The sequence below is a fragment of the Kluyvera cryocrescens NBRC 102467 genome (assembly GCF_001571285.1).
In the GTDB taxonomy this organism is placed as follows: Bacteria; Pseudomonadota; Gammaproteobacteria; order Enterobacterales; family Enterobacteriaceae; genus Kluyvera; species Kluyvera cryocrescens.
In genome coordinates this window covers 1-19,991 of record NZ_BCTM01000051.1, presented here as the reverse complement: position 1 = coordinate 19,991, position 19,991 = coordinate 1, and the positions used below count along the sequence as shown (strand labels likewise).

The following is a 19,991-nucleotide window of genomic DNA, read 5'->3' as shown; positions in this document are numbered from 1 at the left end:
TGTATGTAAGTAATAAAGTATCATACCTAATCACGCTGTAATCGGCATTATCGATAACAAATAAACAGCACCAGAACAACAAAGTATCATACCAACTCACGAATTCGATCCAGAACACGTGAAGTATTCGAGTAATAAAGTATCATACTGGATTGCCACTTTCCTTGAACAAGACGGCCCCCCCTTTAACTACACATGGCGTAAACTGGTGATGGCACTCTGGGATAAGCCCTATATATATGAAGAAAAACCCTTTCAGTGATCTCTGAGATCTCGCTCTCCTCGTACTGCTCGACTGGTAGCCCCGTATTTTCGTCGTAGAGAAAGTCGAAAATCTGTTGTTTTACCGCATCTCTCGTTGACTCTTTTTGTTGCCAATTGGAAACCCTCAACCTTTCAGCCTTAAGCGTCGCCAAAAGAGCCGCAGCAATCTGCTTAATTTTTACAATCTCTTTGGGTTGTAAGCTCGGCTTGCTTAATAGGTCAAACAAGACTAGCGATTCCTCGTTCAGCCCCTCCCTGATTGCACGCTTTTCTTCATGGGAAAGCTCATCATTGAGTTTGAGCAAAGCCTCAAAGGTTTTCTCAATAACCACTCGATCCTTTTCTTGGTTATATTCCTTGACCAATTTTTCGTAGTGCTCTTGGTAGTCAGTGCGAAGCGGATTCTGCATCATAAGACGAGCCAGCTTTTGCTCAACCGCATGCTTGAGTGATTGAACAGTTGTATTCTTGCGCTCTGATTTTGCAAACTCTTGCCGCAGGCGTTCAAAGTCGATCTGGCTGATGTCGTAGATTCGCTCACCATCTGGCTTTGGTTCGCTGATTTTATGTGTAGTATCAATACAGCTATCAACGATCTCATAGAGCTCTTTCATAATCTCAGAAATGTCAGCGTTAGCTTTGTCTGCCTGCAAACTCTTATAGAGCACGTTGATCGCATCACGCAGGTCACGATAGGTGTTGATGCCCGGCACATTGATACAAGCCTTAAATTTATTGAATACCTCTCTGGCCATGACTTCGAAGCGCTTTCGAGTCTCATCATTTTGGTTAATGATTTCTTTGGCCTGTGCGATCGCCGCATTCTTGGCAAAGCCTGTCTCAGTAATAATCCGGTTTAACTCGAAGTTGTGCTTTCGTAAAAACTCAGCGACAAAACTGATCGACTCATTCAGGCTTTCTAACAGCTCCTCATTGGGTTTAGCCGGTTCATTTTCACCTTCACCACCACCGTGCCCTTCGTCAGCAGCACCTGCAAATGTGGCCAAGGCTTTACGCAAATTTTTAAGTATTCCGCAGTAGTCTACGATTAAGCCATTATTCTTTCCTTCGGCCACGCGATTTGCCCTAGCGATCGCCTGCATCAGGGTATGTGCCTTCAGGGGCTTGTCCAAATAAAGGGTTGAAAGTGTTGGCACATCAAAGCCTGTTAACCACATAGCGCAAACAACAGCTACTCTGAAAGGATGCTCGCTGGACTTAAACGCTTCCTCGACATCTAATCGGGAACCATCAGCCAACTCAAAACCTGTTTTAAGAAGTTTACGATGTGGCTTGATATCCAAATCCCATTTTTCAAACTTGGCAACTTCACCCTGCTCTTCACTGACAACAACAGCCATCAGTGTTTCCTTCATCCAGGTTAATTGCCTTTCCCGCCAAGCCAAATCCTGATCATCCGTTGCAAGGATAAGCTCTTTCTCTTTGGTTTTTATCTCTTGTTGCCAATAGAAATCGATCAGCTTATGCATTCGCACACAGGTAATTTTATCGAGACAAACAAACATAGCCTTACCGGTTTCCCAAGCATTGGCATAGTGGACAACAAAATCTCGCGCAATCTGATCAAGACGGCTGGTTGCGGTAATAATATGGTAATCACGCTTGAGCTCACGTTCTAGACGCTGCTGAACATCTACATCATCAATCTCCAGTTCATCCAGCTTTTCAGCTATGCGTTCATTGATTCCTTTTGGATCAGCAACAGAATATTCGTTTCCATCTTGGTCGGTGAACACCAGATCTTCGCCACGAGCATCGTAATACAAGGGGACTGTGGCCTTATCTTCGACAGCTCGCTGAAAGTCATATGTTGATATGTAATCACCAAATACTTTCTTAGTTATTTCATCATCTTTAAACAACGGTGTACCGGTAAAACCAATAAAACTGGCCTTAGGCAGAGCATTGCGCATGTTCAGAGACAATGTGCCATATTGCGTACGGTGAGCCTCATCGGTAATAACGATAATGTCATCGCGTTCAGAATAGGGATTGTTTGGATCTACTTTTTCATTGAACTTTTGAATCAAGGTAAATACAAACGCCTTTTGCTGGCCAACAAGTGCTTTCAGATCTTTACCACTATCAGGCCTACAGGGATCTTTATCATTATCAACCAGCCCGCAGCCCGCGAATGTTTTGTATATTTGTGTATCGAGATCTTCACGATCAGTTAGCACCACAAAGGTATAGTTACCACCCAACTTTCTATGTACCATTTGCGCAAAGAACACGATGGAGTAGGATTTACCTGAGCCTTGTGTGTGCCAAAAAACACCCAGTTTACCCAAGCGTTCCTCACGGCTTTTCACCGCATCGATAGCCAACATGACACCCAGATATTGGTGATTTCGAGCAACAATCTTCACCAACCGGCCGGAGCTTTGATCGAACAAGGTAAAGTTTTCAAAGATATTCATTAAATGAGCTTTGGTGCAGGTGCCTTTGAGTAAGGTTTCCATTGCCACAACACCAAGTTCATTTTCATTTAACCGCTTCCAGTCATTAAAATGTTCAAACTTACTGGAAACTGAACCAATCTTGGCATCAATGCCGTTACCCAAGATAATGAACGCATTATGGAAAAAGAGATGTGGGACCGTATCTTTGTAATCAGCGAGGTTCTGCTCATAGGCAGCACGAATGTCCTTATGAACGTTTTTAACTTCCATAAACATCAAGGGGATGCCATTAACAAAGCCAACCAAGTCTGCCCTGCGGCGATAAATATCTCCCTGTACCCAAAACTCTCTCACCAGTAAAAAGTGGTTATTTTCATAATCATCATAATCAAACAGGCGAAGTCTTTTCTTTACTCGCTCACCTTTTTCATTATGAAAACTGACTTCAACTCCATTTTTATGGAGCAAGTATTTCTCCTTATTCACTGCAACAATATTAGTCGAGGATGGCATTTCGCAAACAACACGCAATGCCTCTTGATAAGCTATATCCGGTAGGCCGGGATTCAACTCAACCAGCTTCACACCCAAATAACGAGCTAACACAACATCCTTGTCAGACTCCCGGCCTAAATCCCCTTCTTTACCAAATTTTTCATACATGCCGAAGACAGACTCATCCCAATGCAACTGATTCCGTAGGTACTCAGCTGTCACTTCCTGAACCAAGGTTTCCTCTGTCATCGCCATGTTTAAATCCTTCTATGATTTTTCTTGAACTTGATAGCGCACAGGACGATTAAGCTTTTTCACTACACCGTCACTCTCGGCTCGTTTCAACCAGTCATTTAATTGCAATTTATGCAGTCCGGTGAGACCGACAAGGTCATCGACTGCAATAGGAGTTGACGCTAATCGCTCAAGCTCAGTAATGAATAACTGATAGAAATCGACGGAGCTTGATAGATGATCATTTATTTCAACAACCGTTTCTGATGGCGTAGTTTTAACAACTGTCTCTTCAATGATCGCGACCTTTGGCTCTGTTTCTATTTCTGTTTCTGTATCTAAAGTGAACTTAGATTCTGCAAACAACTCAGGCTGCGTTGGCATGGAGGAAAAGAGATCAACCTGTTCTTCCTTCACCTGATTCGCACGGCCACCCTCGATTCTCATTAAATCAGCAATAGTTAAGGTTTGAGCATCAGCATCCAGCCAACGACCACCTTTGGCTACCAAATCGGCATTGGCAGCATCTTTGTCCGTCGTGTGTTTAACCCACAACGGCACCCAAACTTTTTTCAGGTTTTCTTCTGCGCCGTTGAGTGTGCCGCCTTTCTTGCCAGAGTGAATAACCAGAGAAGTGTCCGCCAGGCAGTAGATGTATTTATTCCGGGCCATGGCATTGCCAGCACTGAAGCCAGCCTCGGGGTAGAAAGGTGATACCAACACGGCATGACCATCCATCAAGCCTTTTCGCCACTTACTACTGGTGGCTGCTTTCAACAGGCTATCTGCCATTACACCGATGACAACACCACCCTGCTTCATAGCACCTAACATTGCAGTTTCATCCACTCCGCGAGCACCACCGGAGACGATAGCAATCCTCTCTAACGCGGCTTTAGCGCCCACCTCATTAGTGAACATAAGGTCTGCATCATTAGCATTGCGAGAGCCAATTACAGCCAAACCTCCAGCATTCAATAATGCTCTATTACCACAACCAAACAATACTGGGGGCGAGTCAGTTTTCAGTCGCTGCTTTAAGCGCCAGGGGTATTCAGGATCAGAACGAGTCACAACCCAAAGACCCGCTCTTTGCCATTTTTCCATGGCGATAGCCAAACTATGCCCGCGATTAAGCAATTGAACGATCCTATCCACACTGATTCGCGCGTCATACCAACCATGGAGCAAAGCTTTTGGATCGGTGACCAACAGCTCGGCTGGTGTGGTGGACTTTTCTTTTAACCACAAAGCAAAACGGCCCCACTCCGCGTTAGTAAGCGGCTTGGCATCTTCGCTACTGGTTTTTGAAAAGTAACTGGTCAGCAGCAAAGTCGCTTGTGCTGTGGCTGACAATGGGCTGGATACATTCATGAATCTTTCACCGAAGAGGATGCAAGTGCAACGGGATATACCGGGCCGCTACCTGCCTGTTGTAATAGTGCCGAGATGACCGTCAGCGTCCAGCCAGAATCTACAATGTCGTCTACCAATAGAACCGGTGTATTAGGTAGTGGTTGGTTAATTGCAAATGCCCCATCCAGATTCCGACATTGATGGAAGCGATTCTGTTGGCCTTTCTGTGGCTGATTGTCTCTCACTTTGTGTACAGCATCTATGAAGGGCAACCCTAACCGAGCAGCCAATCGTCGAGCAAAATCCGGCACTAATGCAGGGTGATTACGTGATGGTACACAGCAAACCCATTGAGGTGCTGGATCCGGTAGCCAGCGCTCCCGAATCATTTCTGCCATCGCCTCCACTAAGTCATTACTAAATCGTCCAACATGTTTGTTATCAGCAACTGTGCCCCCCCAACCGGCATCGCCCCAGCGAGATAAGACCCGCCCCTCTTGTGCGCGAAGGTTCTGCGGTAGGTTGCCTCTAAATCCATATTGTACAAATGCATTGGCTGCGACCTGTGCTTTTGGCTCAATCACCATTTCGGCATGTTTAAGAAATGTGCCCGCACGATGAGCCAAACCGGGATCAATAGGAACATTGATTACGGGGTGACCGAGGCAAGATGAACATTTACCGCAGGGCGCAGGATCAAGGTCATCCAATGCCCGCCGCAGGAATGTCATCTTGCAGGTGGCATCAGCAAGGTATGCCTGAACTTCCTGCCATTCCTGAACACGCTGCCCTGTTAGATGGGCAATACGGGCATGATCCATTTGATAGCGAACTGGCGTTCTGACCCACCGGTTGTCGTCTTTGATGACAGGGGCTGGGTTTTCTACACTCAGCAGTTTAAGCACTTTCTCAATCTGGCCATGACGCAGGTTGGTTTGCTCTTCAATGCCGCGAAGAGAAAGGCCATCGCCCTCTTCAAGTACCTGTAAAATTTCGTGGACATGAGCCTCTGATGGAAATGCCGATTCCCTAAAAAATTCGTGGATATCCTGATCTTCCACGCCGGACATTAATACGCCCACCGCATGGTCAATACCACGCCCAGCTCGACCGACCTGCTGATAGTAGGCAACGATAGATCCTGGGGCCTGATAATGAATGACAAAACTTAAATCTGGCTTGTCGTAGCCCATACCCAAGGCAGTAGTGGCCACCAGAACCTTGATCCTGTTGCGGAGTAACAGGTCTTCCAGGTGCTGACGGTACATATTGCTGTTTTCAAAGCCTTCGGCCTCAACACTTCCGTGGTAAGCCTTGGCATCAATACCGTTATCACTCAACCATTGCGCGACTTGCTCGGCATCTCGCACCGTTAGGGTGTAGACAATACCAGTCCCCTGCAACGTAGGTATCACCTGAGCTAACCAGGCCAAACGCGACGCCTGATCGGGCAACACCATGGTTTGCAAAGCAAGGCTTTCGCGGCTCAATGGACCGCGAATGATCTGGATATCACCTAGCTGGGTTTGAACATCTTCTACCACCCGATTATTGGCGGTAGCTGTTGTGCCGAGTACGGGTGTGTTGGCGGGCAACTGACGCAGGATATTAACAATTCGGCGATAGTCTGGGCGGAAGTCATGACCCCAATCTGAGATACAGTGCGCCTCATCAATCACCATCAACGCGATACGATCAGCAATAGGCTGTAACACGGTTTCAATAAAGCTGTCGTTAGCTAGGCGCTCAGGCGAAATAAGCAAGCAGTCAATTTGATCATTGAGAATCCTCCGGGTAACGGCCTGCCAGTCGTTTTGATTGGTAGAGTTCATGGTTTCTGCCACAATCCCTAACCGCTGCGCCGATTCAATCTGGTTACGCATCAAGGCTAGAAGAGGCGACACGATAACAGTCGGCCCCATCCCCCGATCGCGGAATATTTTGGTGCTGATAAAGTAAACCGAGCTCTTCCCCCAACCTGTCCGCTGCACAACAAGCAGCTTCTGCTGATGATTGACCAACCTATCTATGGCCTCCCACTGGCCATCCCGAAATTCGGCGGTTGGGTTTGCCAATGCCGTTTGCAGTAATTGTTGGGCTTGCGCTCGGTTCATTATCACTCCTTGCTTACACGGTCAGGTCGCCATTCATCAGTTTAGGTAGCAGCAGATCCCTAGCTTGGGCAAGCTTATCGTTGTAATCCTGTAATTTATTAACTTGCTCTTGTATTGGCTGAACCTCCGACATGAATCGGTGGTAGTTCTTGCCATCAGGGAGAAGAATTTCTCGACTGTATGCCATGTCGCGATTCAAGCCAGGAACAGCAACATCAGTATTAATAAATTGAACGTTTTTCAGAGCATGATAGAGAAACAAACTACTTTCTTCGGCGGAAATAAAATAGACCGTATCAATAGGATAGAAATCTGTATTGACCCAGTAGATGCTTCCCACATTGCCTTTTCTACCAACAACAATGCCAGGGCCCTTTACTAAGGGCTTTTCATGGCTACCGACTTCTCCACTCGAACCATACACAGGGAATAAGCCAGGCACACGAACCTCGGCTTTAAGTGCTTTACCATAGTTAAGCGTTGCGACTTGCTTTAGTGGCTTCTTATTCCACCCCTCGGGTACACCATCTGTAATCTTGACTTGCTCATGGCCAGGGAAGCGCAAATAAACAAACCACTCCTGATACAGCAAGCGAGCGGACTCTTCCAGTAACTTAATACGGCGGCAGTTATTTTCGATGAGCTCGTCGTAAGGGGAAATCAACTCCTCAACAGCAGCCTGAATAGAGTGTTCTTTTGTGCACCTCACTTTACGGGCGTGGAGATCATTACGATTAACCCCCGGTACGGCAGCCTTATCACTTTGCATTCCCTTCAAGACTGATTGAAGAAAGTAATACACAAATTTTGGTCTGTTACCCTTAAAGTCCTGAACGTACAAAGCAGTATTTAAAGGCCAACACTCGCCCTCAACGTAGTAAACCTCTCCTAACGTACCATATCGACCAGTGACTACTGCGGGACCATCGATTTTTGCAACATTGTGATATCCAGTAATGCCTGAGGAGGATACGACAGGTACATCCCCATCTTTGCGATTAGAATGAGGTAAGTCATAACCTCTTTTTAGCGTCAAAATTTCGCCAAGTTGGCACTCGACCCAACTCATAATCCCAACTCCTCAAAGTTGAGAGCTATTTTTTCGGCCAAATCAATCGCATCTGCATTTAAACCTTGCAGTTCAATATGAATATCCCGTAGGACTTCTTCAAAGTCGAAATCTTCATCCACCTCTTCCGGTGCAACACCCACATAGCGACCCGGCGTCAGGCTCCAGTCGGCAGCTTCGATAGCGACAATATCCACCAATTTCACTAAGCCATCGACATCCCGCAGTTTTCCTTCCGGGAAACGGCTTAACAACCAGTGGGCTTGCTTGTAGAAATAGCGTACCTGCTTGAGTTGCTCGATGGCCTGCTTGCGGGCTTCATCGGCTGTTTTCTTCAGATTGTTGCTGCGACCCCGGCCGTTAAGCAATGTGCTGTCCCAAAGCTCAGAGTCTTTTGCATCATTGGCCTCGGCCAGTTCAATCACTCGGGTCGCGAGCTTATAAGCCAGATCAATTTCTTTGACCAGATTACGGCTCTGCTCAGCCAGCGCCTTCAGACCAGTTTCGTGATCAATAAAGTTCAGTAAACTCAGCGCGGTATTGCGTTGATGTTCGCGCCACCGAGTTTGCAGATCATGGGTCAAGTTGAGAAATGCGGCCCAGCTATTCTCAACCGAGACCTTAGTACCGAGAAATTCGGTGTGAGGAGCAATATTGACACCATCTCGTTCCAACTTATCCATAAAGGGCTGGAAGGCCTGACTGAGTTTGCTCAATTGGGCAATCAAGACTACAACGGGTTCACACGACAACGCTTCCGACTTCTCACAGTCACGAGCCTCACTGATGGTTTGTTCAATGTACTGTTGAACCAACTGAACAAAACGCATCCCTTCACCGCGATAAAGCCAGACAACGGCGGTGAGGTTTTGCTGCTGCTCGGGGCTGAAGTCGTAAATCTTGCGGGTGACTTTACGGTAGACATTGCGGGCGTCCAACATCAGCACTTTGTCTTTCAGGTGGGCGGGTTTGTCTTTGTTTAAGAACCACAGCTGACAAGGCACTGTGCGGGTATAAAAGAAGTTACTGCGGATATCAACCATGATATCAACATGGCCAGTCTTAACTAATTGCTGGCGCACCTTTGCTTCGTCGCTACCTGCTTTGCCCGCGCTGGATGCTTGAGACGACATAACAAACCCTGCTCGGCCCGCCTCATTCAGATAACTGTAAAAATACTGAATCCACAAATAGTTGGCATTGCTTACCTTTTTGTTTTTATTCACACCAGGCAAACCAAAAGGCAAACGACGCTTATCTCCTTTGATTTTATCGGCATCGACCTCATCCACGTTAAAGGGAGGGTTGGCCATCACATAATCAACGGTGCCAAACAGGCCTTCATGTGGGTCGTTGTAATAGGTGATAGCACCCTCTCCACCTTCTACATTACCTTCCAGCCCATGCACAGCCAGATTCATTTTGGCCAATCGCGTGGTAATGCGGTTTTTTTCATGGCCGTAGAAAGTAAGTTCGTGCGGGTCCTGGGCGTGGCGTTCCATAAAGTGGGCACTCTGTACGAACATGCCACCAGAACCGCACGCCGGGTCAAAAATTTTGCCGTGATCAGGCTCCAGTACGTTTACGATTAGCTGCACCAATGACACAGGGGTAAAGAACTCACCGCCATCATGGGCTCCCTGATCCGCAAACTGGGTGAGGAAATACTCGTAGATACGGCCAAAGATGTCGCCAGTGGCTTTCTTTAACTCTTCCGGGTTTAGGGTCCGCAACAAGGTGCCCAAGACTTCGTTAGGGATGTTGTTGTATTCCTGCTTAGGTAGCTGGTTGCGAAGATTCGAGTAATCCGCCTCGATGGACTCCATAGCATGGATGATGGCCTCGGCGCGGTTATCTGCATCCGTCAATGAGATGAGATGATCAAACTGAGCGTTTGGCTTGAGATAGATAGCGCTTTTCTTGGAAAAATCCTCTTTGGTGAGTTCGCGGGTTTTCCCGCCACGACTAGGCAGAGTCGCAACAATCTCATCTTTTACCGATAAATATCGACTGTAGGCATGACGTAAGAAGATCAATCCCATTACCGGCAAAAAATATTCATTGCTAGCCAGCTCAGAGTTGGCCCGCAAGGTATCAGCTGATTTCCACAGGCGTTTTTCAATTGCTTCAATATTTTCAAGTTGGGCCATGGTGCTGAATTCCTAGTTATCTTTTGATTTATTTGATTCACCGACATTTGCACGGTTGTGTTGGAAGGAGATGTAGTGCTCCAGCTCACTTTGCTTGAACCGCCAAGAGTTGCCCACCTTAAATCCCGGTAGTTCACCGCTTGCGGCTAGGCGGTAAATGGTCCGCTCGTTAACCTTGAGGTAATCGGCCACGTCTTTGATGGTCAGTATGGGGTCACTCATGACGAGGAATCTCACCAGTGTCGAAAAAGTTCATTACTGTCAATATATAGAGAGCGAGGGATGAAGAGCAAGCAGAAGAAGCTTTAAGGTTGCTGAGCACCAAATAGGCGCTGGTAATCAGTTTGGAAATAGGCAGGCAAGTCTGAGAAGTATTTCAAGTACTCAACAAGGCCATTGATGGTTTGCATGTCCGTATGGCCGCAGTCCAGCATGATCTTGAGCAGCTCTAAAGTAGACATTACTTGTGCATCGAAAGCTTTGGCCAACTCGGTCATATCCTGATCATCGGTTACGACCGGAACACCTAGCTCCAACGCATAGGCTATGTACCAGGCATCAACTCGGGATGGTCCAGGCAAATCAGTTTGCACATAATCCCAGACGTACTCGAAGGCTTGTTGGATAGATTTCGCTTGTTTCTTGCCGACCAGTGGGAAGTGTTTGCGATTCTCGGTGAATTCTTCATCATCCACCCAGGGAAACTTACTCTTAAGCTTCCGACCTGCCAGCTCCGCGTTGAGCTCGGGCAAGATGTACAGGCAATACTCGTTGTCGCCGAAGGGGACGAACAGCAAAGGACGTATAGTCCTAGCTAATCTGAGGTAGGCATTAGTATCAACAAGTATTTTGGATTGAGGCATCAGATCAGCTCTGCGTGGATACTCTGCGCATCAAGTAGTGACACATCCAGCACAGTTTGAACAAAACCAGGCCCCTTATCGTGCTCTTTGAGATAGTTACGAAGCAGGTGAAAAAATGGGGTTTCAAAAGCGCCTTCCACTTTTCCAATGTACTCCCTTGCACTAGGCCTGCCATGTTCGTCAGGCTCAACATGGCCAAACAGAGCCTCGCTGATGTTGTTATAGCCCTTATTAAAATTTGTAACAGCCCCAGGGAAAGCGTTACTGAGCTGAATTACGGACTGCCCAGTGAACTCGGCATATTTATTCACTTGCCCAATAACCGTCCACGGAGAAATCGTTAACCTATCTGCCAAATCAATAACATGAGCAATTTTTGCGGCGGAAGATGTTTGTTCTCGGATAGAAAAATACGCCTTTTCAGCTAGTTCGTGTGGATAGAGCAGGCTTGCGGCAAAGGCGTCCGCAAAATCCTCAGCATCATCACCCTCAAGACTTGGTGATAAGCAGTGCCCTAACTCATGAGCCATCCAGAATTTGAAGTCATGAATGTTAGTATCCAAGTTTAGATATACCCAGGTACTTCCCGAATCAGGGAGGTGAATATGGACAGCATTTTCATGACGTTGCTTAGCTCCCCACATTACCGGAACAACAACAGCCTGCAACTCAGCAAAACGGCGAATCAGATGCTTGAAATCAACACACTCCACCGGACCCACATTGATATCCTCACGGACTTTCAATGAAATCGTACGAAGGTAGTCATAATCGCAGCTAGGAGATTTAAGCACCGGAGGCATTTCAAATGTATCAAACGGCAGATAGGGCACCAAGTGACGCAAGAACCTACCCATCTCCTGAGCTTTTTCAATGTGATGATCTTTTGTCTTGGTGCCGCGCATTTTGCGAAATGCCACCTTGGGAACGAAGGGGTCGTTCTTAACAACAAGTTCATCAAAAGATAACTCTAACAACTTACCAAGTTGCAGCAGTTTGTTCGGGCGGGGGAAGGATTTTGAACTCAACCACTGAGATACGGCCTCTTTAGATACAGAAAGCCGCTCAGCAACAGCAGTCTGTGTGAGTCCTTTTTTCTGCATCGCCAAAGCGGCGGTTTGAATATTAAGAGATTTTTGCATGGCATGAGTATAGAAAGTAGTCAAGTTTTGTCAAGTTTCGTCACTCTCATACCTTCATTTTAGCTCCATGATACAGTTGGCTAATTAAATAGTACTCATCCAACTATGAAACCTTGCCGCCCAGTGCTCTATCGACTCCTCAGGCAACTTGCCCTTATCCACTGATCTGGTCTGTGGATGAGGGATGCCAGAATAACCTTTCTTGCCACAGAGCGTTTTCAGTCGCTTGCTAGGCCAGTGCAATGATTTCTGGGTTAACTCTTCTTGCAATAGCTTCAGCTGCTCCTCCCACCCCTGCTGCGATGTCAGCCTTAAGAGCAGGGTTGAGAGGGAGCAAATCCCATCAGAAGTATCGACTTCGAGGATATGAAAAATCTGGTTCTGCGACTCCACCTCGACAACAGCCAGGCATCTGGGATTACCATCCAGAAGCAGGTGCCGATTACAACGGTAAAGCTTGGGTAGCTTGTGCAGCTTCATGGATCTAATCACGCAACCATGAGCCACCACCAACTGATCCAGCATCGACTGAAAGCAATCAAATTTGTTGGCGTAGAGATGCAGATCATCGGTGTCATCCGTTTCAGCAGTCCACTCTGCACTGGGCAGGACTCCGCCAGTAACAGACTCCTCGGTACTGACATCCTCTGAGGCCTGCGAGCCCACCCCATCATCAGCCTTACCCTTGCTCCCCTCCTGCTTCTTCTCGGCTACCTTTCGTGTATGGAAGGCCTTTGAAAATTCAAATACCACCGCAGGAGCCCGCAACAAAACAGGTGTGGTATTCGCACTGGCATCCGCCCCATCATGCACCGAGTGAACATGAGGACGCTCAGCCACCAAGCTCACTGCGCCTTCCCCCTCCCCACGCACATACTCACGCAACTTGGGATGAAAGAACTGGACCTCATCAGGGAGCGCTGCCTGGATATTTTTCAGACTGGCAATCTCGTAAACCAGCATGCTTCTGGTTTGTTTATCAAACCGGCCCCTGACCTCAAAAGAGACGGATTGCAAAGGCGGGGGAGTAAACTCGAACTCCCATTGCCGATAGCCACCTTTCTCATAACCGTTCAGCTTCTGATAGTGACCTATGCTCTCGTAGGAGGTTCGGGCGTCCGGATCGATCAAAATCCAGCTCAATAGACGCCGCGACTCATAATCATCAAGAGACTTGAGCGGGTAGCTGGAGGAGGGCAACACATTCACCCTGGCAATCTTGGAATTGACATGTTCAATCGAAAATTCGCTTTTAAGATAATCAGGCTCAAGCGCTGAACGGGACAGATAACCATCATGCAAGAAAAGCACACGAGCCAACTCCAGTTGGGGAAGATAGATCTCTATTCCGTTTGCAAGAAAACAGAAGCAGTGTTGACGTTTGTCCATCGCACGGATGGCAGAGGAAACCGGGTAATCTCCCAACCTCTTTTTTTGCCAATTATCAGTATTGTCGATGGTAAAAGAGAGATGAAATCCTGCGGGCTTATGCTCCTGAGTCGGATTCAATACTCGCTTACGGGCCAGAACCGGGATATTCGAGAGGCTCAATGAAGCAGTTTCCGCCTTCGGTGTCAGATCCAGATTGACTCCCCATTGTTTATTATCACCCCGCCGAAAAAGTGAGCCTATCGCCAAGATAGTTGTCTCGTCAGAAACCGTGTCAAAAATAATATCTTGCATCAAGCCTCCAATACATCTCGCAATAGATCATCAGCCAAAGAGGTTAATCGCTCATCACTCAATCCAGCTAGGCGAAGAAGTCGCCACCGCCGCAGTGAACACTCCCTTTGCACCAGAGATCTGGCAGCAAGAGCTAAACGACGAATCTGATAGTCTGTTATATCTTCACAATATCGCTGAAAAAACAAGCGAGTAAGTGGCATAGAGCGCAAGTTTTTCTCAATCATGGATCCCGATGGGAGTTTCGATAGATACCAATTCCTCGATAGCCGAGGGGAATCAAGTTTCGACTCATGCAGGTTTAGAATATGAAATAGTTGGCGACAAGCCTTGCGATCCCGCTTTGGCCAATCGACCCGGCGATTCTCCCTGGCATGGCCCTGATGGTGTTGCCGATTAAATTGCAGAAACCAGCTTCGATCATGCCGATACAGCCAGGCATATAACGCCTGATGAGATAAACGGGCCTGCTTCACCCCATGGCTTTCCAGTAACTGCTGCCATCTGACTCGATACTCTGCCGATAGGCCGTTCTTTTCATCTGGAGGACAGGGATCGAAAGCATAAATGTCCGTTGGAATGCTCTGTACCTCGTCCAGCACTGTGACCATGTCCCAAGACTCGGGCAACAGGCTATCCAGGACAACGATATGTTCCAGATAGCTGAAAGATTTTCGGTGCTTGCGAAAGATAGCCTGCAACCAATTACCCGAATCGTTATGAAGCGCCAATCCATGCTGCTCTAACCAATCAGCCGACCAGCGAGCCATGACAAGCTCATGGATCGTTTGATGATTGACATGCTTCGCCTTGGCACAACCCACCAGATTGGCGAGCTGATGGTAAAAAGCACTCCATTGAGAAAACGTGGGCGAAGTATCAGGTTGCCGTTGCAACAAAGCAGTGACTTGGCGAGTGATCCGGATGGCGTGCGCATCCGCTACAGGCTGGGACAGTAGGGGGCAAACTAACGGGGAGGCGGCAACAAACTGATGGCGATGGTAAGCATGGCGTTCAATATTGGCCTCCAGTAACCCACCATGCACCAGACAACTATCAGCCCCCATCACCTGCCATTGCCGTTGCCAGTAGTATTCGCCATGGCCGCTGCGCTGATTTTGCAAACATTGCGGACAGTAGCGCAGGGCACGAGACTGTTTAATTCGCGATGCCGCTACCCCCAGGATCAGATGAATGGCACCTTGAGAATCCCCAGCCATCTGCTCAAGACAGTGACGCCTGCGCTCTTCAGTGGTAAATGGGGCATACAGAGGAAATAGCGTGTGCCGATAAGCCAAACAAGCGACATCGAGCCCCATACTCTCCGGTAATAATTGGACCAGAGGGGCCAGATGATTGGGCAGATCAACCGTTGCAATGACATGCCGGTTTGCAAAAACCTCATCCAGCAACTGCTTGGGGCTGGTTAACCCCAGGTGTATTCCGGCTCTGGCCACCAAGCTGTAAATCAGCTCATCGGGATAAGGAACCGGAAAGTTCAGCATGGCTAACCCATCCTTCTCAACCAATCATCCACATCGAAGGTAAGCCCAGCTTTCTTGAATGCAGGGTAGAGGAGGTTGCCCTTGCCACACTGGGAAAATTTGAAACGCAGGTCATCAGAGTGCAGCGTGTGCCACTCCTTCTGCCCAATGCCAGCAAGCTTGGGCTTAGTCTTTTTCTCTGGCTTTTCATCCGAGTTGTACCAATCAAGAACAATCGGCATCAACTCTCTGACGGACAGATTGGGATATGAGCTAAAAGCACGTTCAATTAAGGGCACAATCAGTTCAGAATGACAGTCCATCCCCACAAGCAGGTTATGCAAGCGGATGGCCTGCTCATTGCCGCCATAGCGGTTCTGATGTGAATCCTGAGAGGCTTTTGCCTCATCAATCTTGGCACTCAGCGCCAGGATCTTTTTGTCTATGTCAGGGATGCTCAGATCCGAATATCTGGCGATTAACTCAGGATCTCTGGAACGTAACGCTGCCAACATGGCATGCACAGGCTTGAGCTCATCCTCATAAACCTGTCGCAACAACTGAGGGGTGATCCGTTCAATACGGGTGGCAATGGCTCGCAACTGGGCAAGAACAAAGAGTTTTACCACTATGTCCAACACCCCCTGAGACAGCTCGAACCAGCAATCCCGTACCTCATCAGACAAGATTTCCTCTCGTCGTTGCAGCCATTGGTATTGCCAAAGCTTATCGGTGAAGGCCATCCACTCTGTAGGTTTGAGCTGGTTGGTTTCCGGATCCACACTGGGCTTGGTTGCCTGCATCGGCTCCCAGAGCAATGACCCAAAACCGGCTCCACGCCTTGCCGATCTCAAATCCATTTCAAAGATAGGTCTCGCCTTAGGTGTGCCAACCATGACAACAGGCAAGCCGATCACATTCACCAACGTCACGAAAAAGTTGAGCATCTTCTCCACCCCTCCGGAACGGCTCATGCTCAGATGCTGAATCTCATCAATGACCAGCACCCCAATTGCATGCACATTAGCGATTTGGCTCATCAGGGCCATCAGTGTCTCAACACTATGGCGCTTGAGTGCATACTTGCGTTCATAGTCGGTATGCAGCACCGCATCGATAGCCCTGAAGAAGTGATGACACAGGCTTTTCAGTGAACCATCATGAGGGCAATCCAGCTTCAGGTAGACGATCTGGGTAAAGTTGTATTGCTCGTGGTAGATCACTTGAGGGTAGGTTGCCAACATCCGGTTGATAGTGCTGCTTTTTCCAGATCCAGAGCACCCGATCAGAGACAGGCTGCGAGCGGTCGATTTAACCTGCTCGAACCGAAAAACATCCAGCTCGCCAGACATGACCCGTTCATAACCATTTTGCAGATGTGCATTCAAAGAACCATCACTAAGATTACGTCCGACATATCCCTGCCGGATCATGATGGATAATTTTGACTCCAACTGTAAGTGGCGGCTTATCGGTTGAAAAAAGTCATCCAGTAACTGGGATATCACATGAACACGCCAAGGGCCGTCAACATAGATATCCTTTGGATCAAACTTGATAGAACCGCTTAACCCCTGCTTTATCTGCTGTGTGGTCATGATAGGTGGCAACGCCTCTATCAGAGGATTGCCACGGTATTGTTCTATGCCTGGGTCGTTGTAGACGGCCTTGGCCATATTGGCTGGTAATACCATCTAGTCGTCCTTGAAGAGTTCATCGATATAATCCGGATACTTGTAGTCATCCGTACCTGGAGAAAGAGGTATCACGGTTGCGGGCACAGTTGACGGCTCGGATGTTGTAACCGGCTCAGCGCGTTTTCTCTCTTCGCCCTTAGCCTTGGCTCGATTACCCCGAATAGCGGCAATGCGCTGGCGATCTGATGCTTCCAGTGAGCCTTCAACTTTAACCTGGGCTTTTGCTTGCTTAATTTTTGAGTCAATCAGCTCATCAACTCTTCGCTTCTCACGATCAGCAACCAGCTTACCCTCTGCCACAACAACCTTCTGTTGTTTGGTTATCAACCATACATCCCAGAAAGAACAACCTCGGAACTCTCGGGAACGCTCGGTCAATCCACAGACCCAATATTCCGCACTGTTTTTTCGAGGAAGCAAATAGACCACATCAGCAACAGACGGATCATAAGCAACCTCTACTGATTCAGGCCTGGAGACATCCTTGCCCCTATGCAACCACCCCATTTTCAGAATTTCTTGGCAGGTGTAATACACACCAAAGACGCGGAGCCCCAGAGGAGAGATAGTCGCCTGAGTTCTCGGCAGCAAACTGACCCGGAGAGCGTCCTCAGGAACCATCCGTAACCGCCCTGACCGATGCTGCAATCCCCAGTTCCATAGTGATAATGGCGTCATCGGCAAATCGGCAGGCATATCGATATCTCGATCATAGGTTTCCAACACATGGTATCGGTTGTGAAACAAGATGGCCGACAGGATGATGGATGTGAACTCATGAATATTCAGCATCGCATCCAACCTGTAATCCTTTCCTCCCCGTTTCTTTATCGTGGTGCCAGATACCACTCCAGGAGCAAAAGGTTTGAATACCGCCTGTATGGTTCTGAAAAAACGCTCGACTATGCCTTTGCAATCACCTCTAAAGGGAGGCGTATTCTCAATCCGGGTAGAGAAACTTTTTTCCAGAGATTCGATCTGACAACCCAGCAATTCGCCACGATCAGCCAATATCGCATCAGGGATGCCTGTAACCGGCCAGTCAGATTCATCAATCTCTATACCAAACTGTTGGCAAAGCTTGATCTTGTCAGTCATGGCCATAGACAGGGTCTGCATTGCTGCAACATAGGAGGGATTCTCAAAGCCGATGTAAAAACCGGCTACCATCCGGCTAAACACATCAATGACCATATAGACAATCGGGCGACCTACTATGTTTTGTCGATCACTATCAGAAACCAGATAGATATCAGCTATCGTTGCATCAATCTCATATCGTGACCCAGGACCGAGAGCTTGTGTGTTCGCTGTTGCCAGTAACGGCCTGATATCCTTGTTGTAATCTATCTTGCTGATTCTTTTCTTCAGTTTTTCAACCTGAGAGTATTCCCTCTTGAAGAAGTGCTTCATCTGCCAAATGGTCGGAAATTCAGATTCAGGAACACAGGGGTTATAGTTTTCATACATCCCTTTGAAACGGTTGTGCGTTTCAGCGAATGATTTACCGTTATTGACCAGATAGTGTTTTTCTATCGCTGCGCGAAAGAGTCGCTCTATATGCTCATCAACGACAACACCGGCACCCGCGACCTTCTGTCTGGGACGACCAAGTTTTCCACCCTTTGAAACCCTCTTTTTGCCCTGAGCTCCGGAGTTTTTATAGTCAGGTAAAAGAGCATTCGGCGTCTGCCCCCGCTGCCAATAACGACGGATGAGCCGGTAAAGCGTCTGCTTGGTTGATTGCCGAGCGGAGACAATCTCATTTACCGCCCTTGTTCTTGCTCTGGAAAATAGACATTCCGGATTCGTTATCAGCGGTTGGATCAACTGGTAATTTGTATCACGCAGTTCTCTAGCCTTAGTCCCCTCATCAGGCTGTGCGTAGTAAAGCTTGGCATAGGGGTCTTCAATCCGCTGCAACACCTCATTATCGATAGCATCCTGTAATACCTGTCGCGATATCACTGAAGGAAAAGCAGCCTCGTCATCCAGCGAAATCCAGACTATTTCATCCAGCTGTTCGGCCAGAATGCGGTAGGCAATCCCTTCAACGCTGATAACCTCATTGATTCGAAACACGTAACGCCCCCGACATCGCCTCAATATTCTCTAACTGCAAATCCCCGGCTTTCAACTTGGTCACAGGCGTCAAGATATCGAACAGGAAACAGCGCTGAGCCAGTAGCTGTCTAATCTCCAACAATGATTGACCCATGGGTTGCTGGTAGGCCATATCCAGCTGTTTGGCTACCTCAATTACGCTTCTCTCTGGATCATTCTGAAAGTGATGCTGATAAAACGCAGCTCGCTCCACCAGGACATCAATTTCTATCTCATCCCGTTGTGCCGGATAAAGCCAACTGATGTTTTGCGTAACCACGCTGGGAATGTCCTTCTCCGTGATCAGCCACCAGGGAACACCTTTTTGTAACCAATAGCGGCGTTCAAGCTCCAATTTTTCAATGGTTCTGGCATCACTCAGTGCCTCTGCATACTTGGCTTGCAACGCGAATTTGGGTTGGCTGGTGTCTGTGGTGTTGACGAGAAAATCTGAACTCATCACTTGGAGAACGCCGCGAACGGATGGGTGATCTATCCCGGACTCCAAAGCCAGAGCCTTGGTATCTTCCAACCGAAGAGGAAATTGCTCACGAATATCCTGCGTTGAACGACTCCACTCCAAAAGCAGGAATACGGCCAATTCCAGATCTGACAACAAGTGGTGGGTTCGTTGCGATTTATGGCCAAAGACACGATGTGAACGACCTTGAGAGGATAAGTCCCTGACAGTTAGCCATGGTTTGTAGTCAGAGCCGTGGCCACTGCCTCGCCCCTCACGTAGCCACTTCTGATTCTGTAACTCGGTGTTGACGTACTTTTTCCCAGTCATGAAAAAACCGCCCAGCCATTGGCTCATAAATTGAGCTTAGTCAGGGCGGCCTTAGTATGCAACTTTATTACTTAGTATGACTTTTTATTACTTGGTATGAATCTTTATTACTCGAATACACGGA

Annotated in this window: 13 protein-coding genes; all 13 read right to left on the bottom strand. The window is 47.8% G+C overall.

Annotation, left to right across the window (positions count from 1 at the left end):
- Positions 1-185: 185 nt before the first annotated feature.
- On the bottom strand, positions 186-3,437 hold the full coding sequence (locus KCR01S_RS22310; RefSeq protein ID WP_061285116.1) for a type I restriction endonuclease subunit R: 3,252 nt from the start codon (positions 3,435-3,437) through the stop codon (positions 186-188).
- A 12-nt stretch (positions 3,438-3,449) separates the two neighbouring features.
- The gene (locus tag KCR01S_RS22305; protein ID WP_061285115.1) at positions 3,450-4,790 is read right to left on the bottom strand and encodes a DNA-processing protein DprA; all 1,341 of its coding nucleotides are present in this window, start codon (positions 4,788-4,790) and stop codon (positions 3,450-3,452) included.
- Positions 4,787-6,886 (bottom strand): RecQ family ATP-dependent DNA helicase, encoded by a 2,100-nt coding sequence (locus tag KCR01S_RS22300; protein ID WP_061285114.1) that lies wholly within the window; start codon positions 6,884-6,886, stop codon positions 4,787-4,789. The genes KCR01S_RS22305 and KCR01S_RS22300 overlap by 4 nt, the downstream gene beginning before the upstream one ends.
- 13 nt (positions 6,887-6,899) lie before the next feature.
- Positions 6,900-7,955 carry a restriction endonuclease subunit S gene (locus tag KCR01S_RS24625; protein WP_072277215.1) on the bottom strand — a complete coding sequence of 352 codons (1,056 nt, stop codon included), beginning with the start codon at positions 7,953-7,955 and terminating at the stop codon, positions 6,900-6,902.
- On the bottom strand, positions 7,952-10,105 hold the full coding sequence (locus KCR01S_RS22290) for a class I SAM-dependent DNA methyltransferase (RefSeq protein ID WP_061285113.1): 2,154 nt from the start codon (positions 10,103-10,105) through the stop codon (positions 7,952-7,954). Before KCR01S_RS22290 ends, KCR01S_RS24625 begins: the two co-directional genes overlap by 4 nt.
- A 12-nt stretch (positions 10,106-10,117) precedes the next feature.
- Positions 10,118-10,327: a helix-turn-helix domain-containing protein gene (locus tag KCR01S_RS22285; RefSeq protein WP_061285112.1), complete on the bottom strand. Its 210-nt coding sequence runs from the start codon at positions 10,325-10,327 to the stop codon at positions 10,118-10,120.
- An 83-nt stretch (positions 10,328-10,410) separates the two neighbouring features.
- A complete protein-coding gene (locus tag KCR01S_RS22280) occupies positions 10,411-10,968 on the bottom strand; it encodes a PIN domain-containing protein (protein WP_061285111.1) in 558 nt (185 codons plus the stop codon).
- The gene (locus KCR01S_RS22275; RefSeq protein ID WP_244886223.1) at positions 10,968-12,134 is read right to left on the bottom strand and encodes a helix-turn-helix domain-containing protein; all 1,167 of its coding nucleotides are present in this window, start codon (positions 12,132-12,134) and stop codon (positions 10,968-10,970) included. Before KCR01S_RS22275 ends, KCR01S_RS22280 begins: the two co-directional genes overlap by 1 nt.
- A 60-nt stretch (positions 12,135-12,194) precedes the next feature.
- Positions 12,195-13,793, bottom strand: coding sequence for a Tn7-like element transposition protein TnsE (locus tag KCR01S_RS22270; protein ID WP_061285109.1), 1,599 nt, complete (start codon positions 13,791-13,793; stop codon positions 12,195-12,197).
- Positions 13,793-15,298: a TnsD family Tn7-like transposition protein gene (locus KCR01S_RS22265; protein WP_061285108.1), complete on the bottom strand. Its 1,506-nt coding sequence runs from the start codon at positions 15,296-15,298 to the stop codon at positions 13,793-13,795. The genes KCR01S_RS22270 and KCR01S_RS22265 overlap by 1 nt, the downstream gene beginning before the upstream one ends.
- 2 nt (positions 15,299-15,300) lie before the next feature.
- Positions 15,301-16,971: an AAA family ATPase gene (locus KCR01S_RS22260; RefSeq protein ID WP_061285107.1), complete on the bottom strand. Its 1,671-nt coding sequence runs from the start codon at positions 16,969-16,971 to the stop codon at positions 15,301-15,303.
- The gene (locus KCR01S_RS22255; protein WP_061285106.1) at positions 16,972-19,056 is read right to left on the bottom strand and encodes a Mu transposase C-terminal domain-containing protein; all 2,085 of its coding nucleotides are present in this window, start codon (positions 19,054-19,056) and stop codon (positions 16,972-16,974) included.
- Entirely contained in the window at positions 19,040-19,894 is an 855-nt protein-coding gene (locus KCR01S_RS22250) for a TnsA endonuclease C-terminal domain-containing protein (RefSeq protein ID WP_244886222.1), read from the bottom strand. The genes KCR01S_RS22255 and KCR01S_RS22250 overlap by 17 nt, the downstream gene beginning before the upstream one ends.
- Between the last annotated feature and the right edge of the window lie 97 nt (positions 19,895-19,991).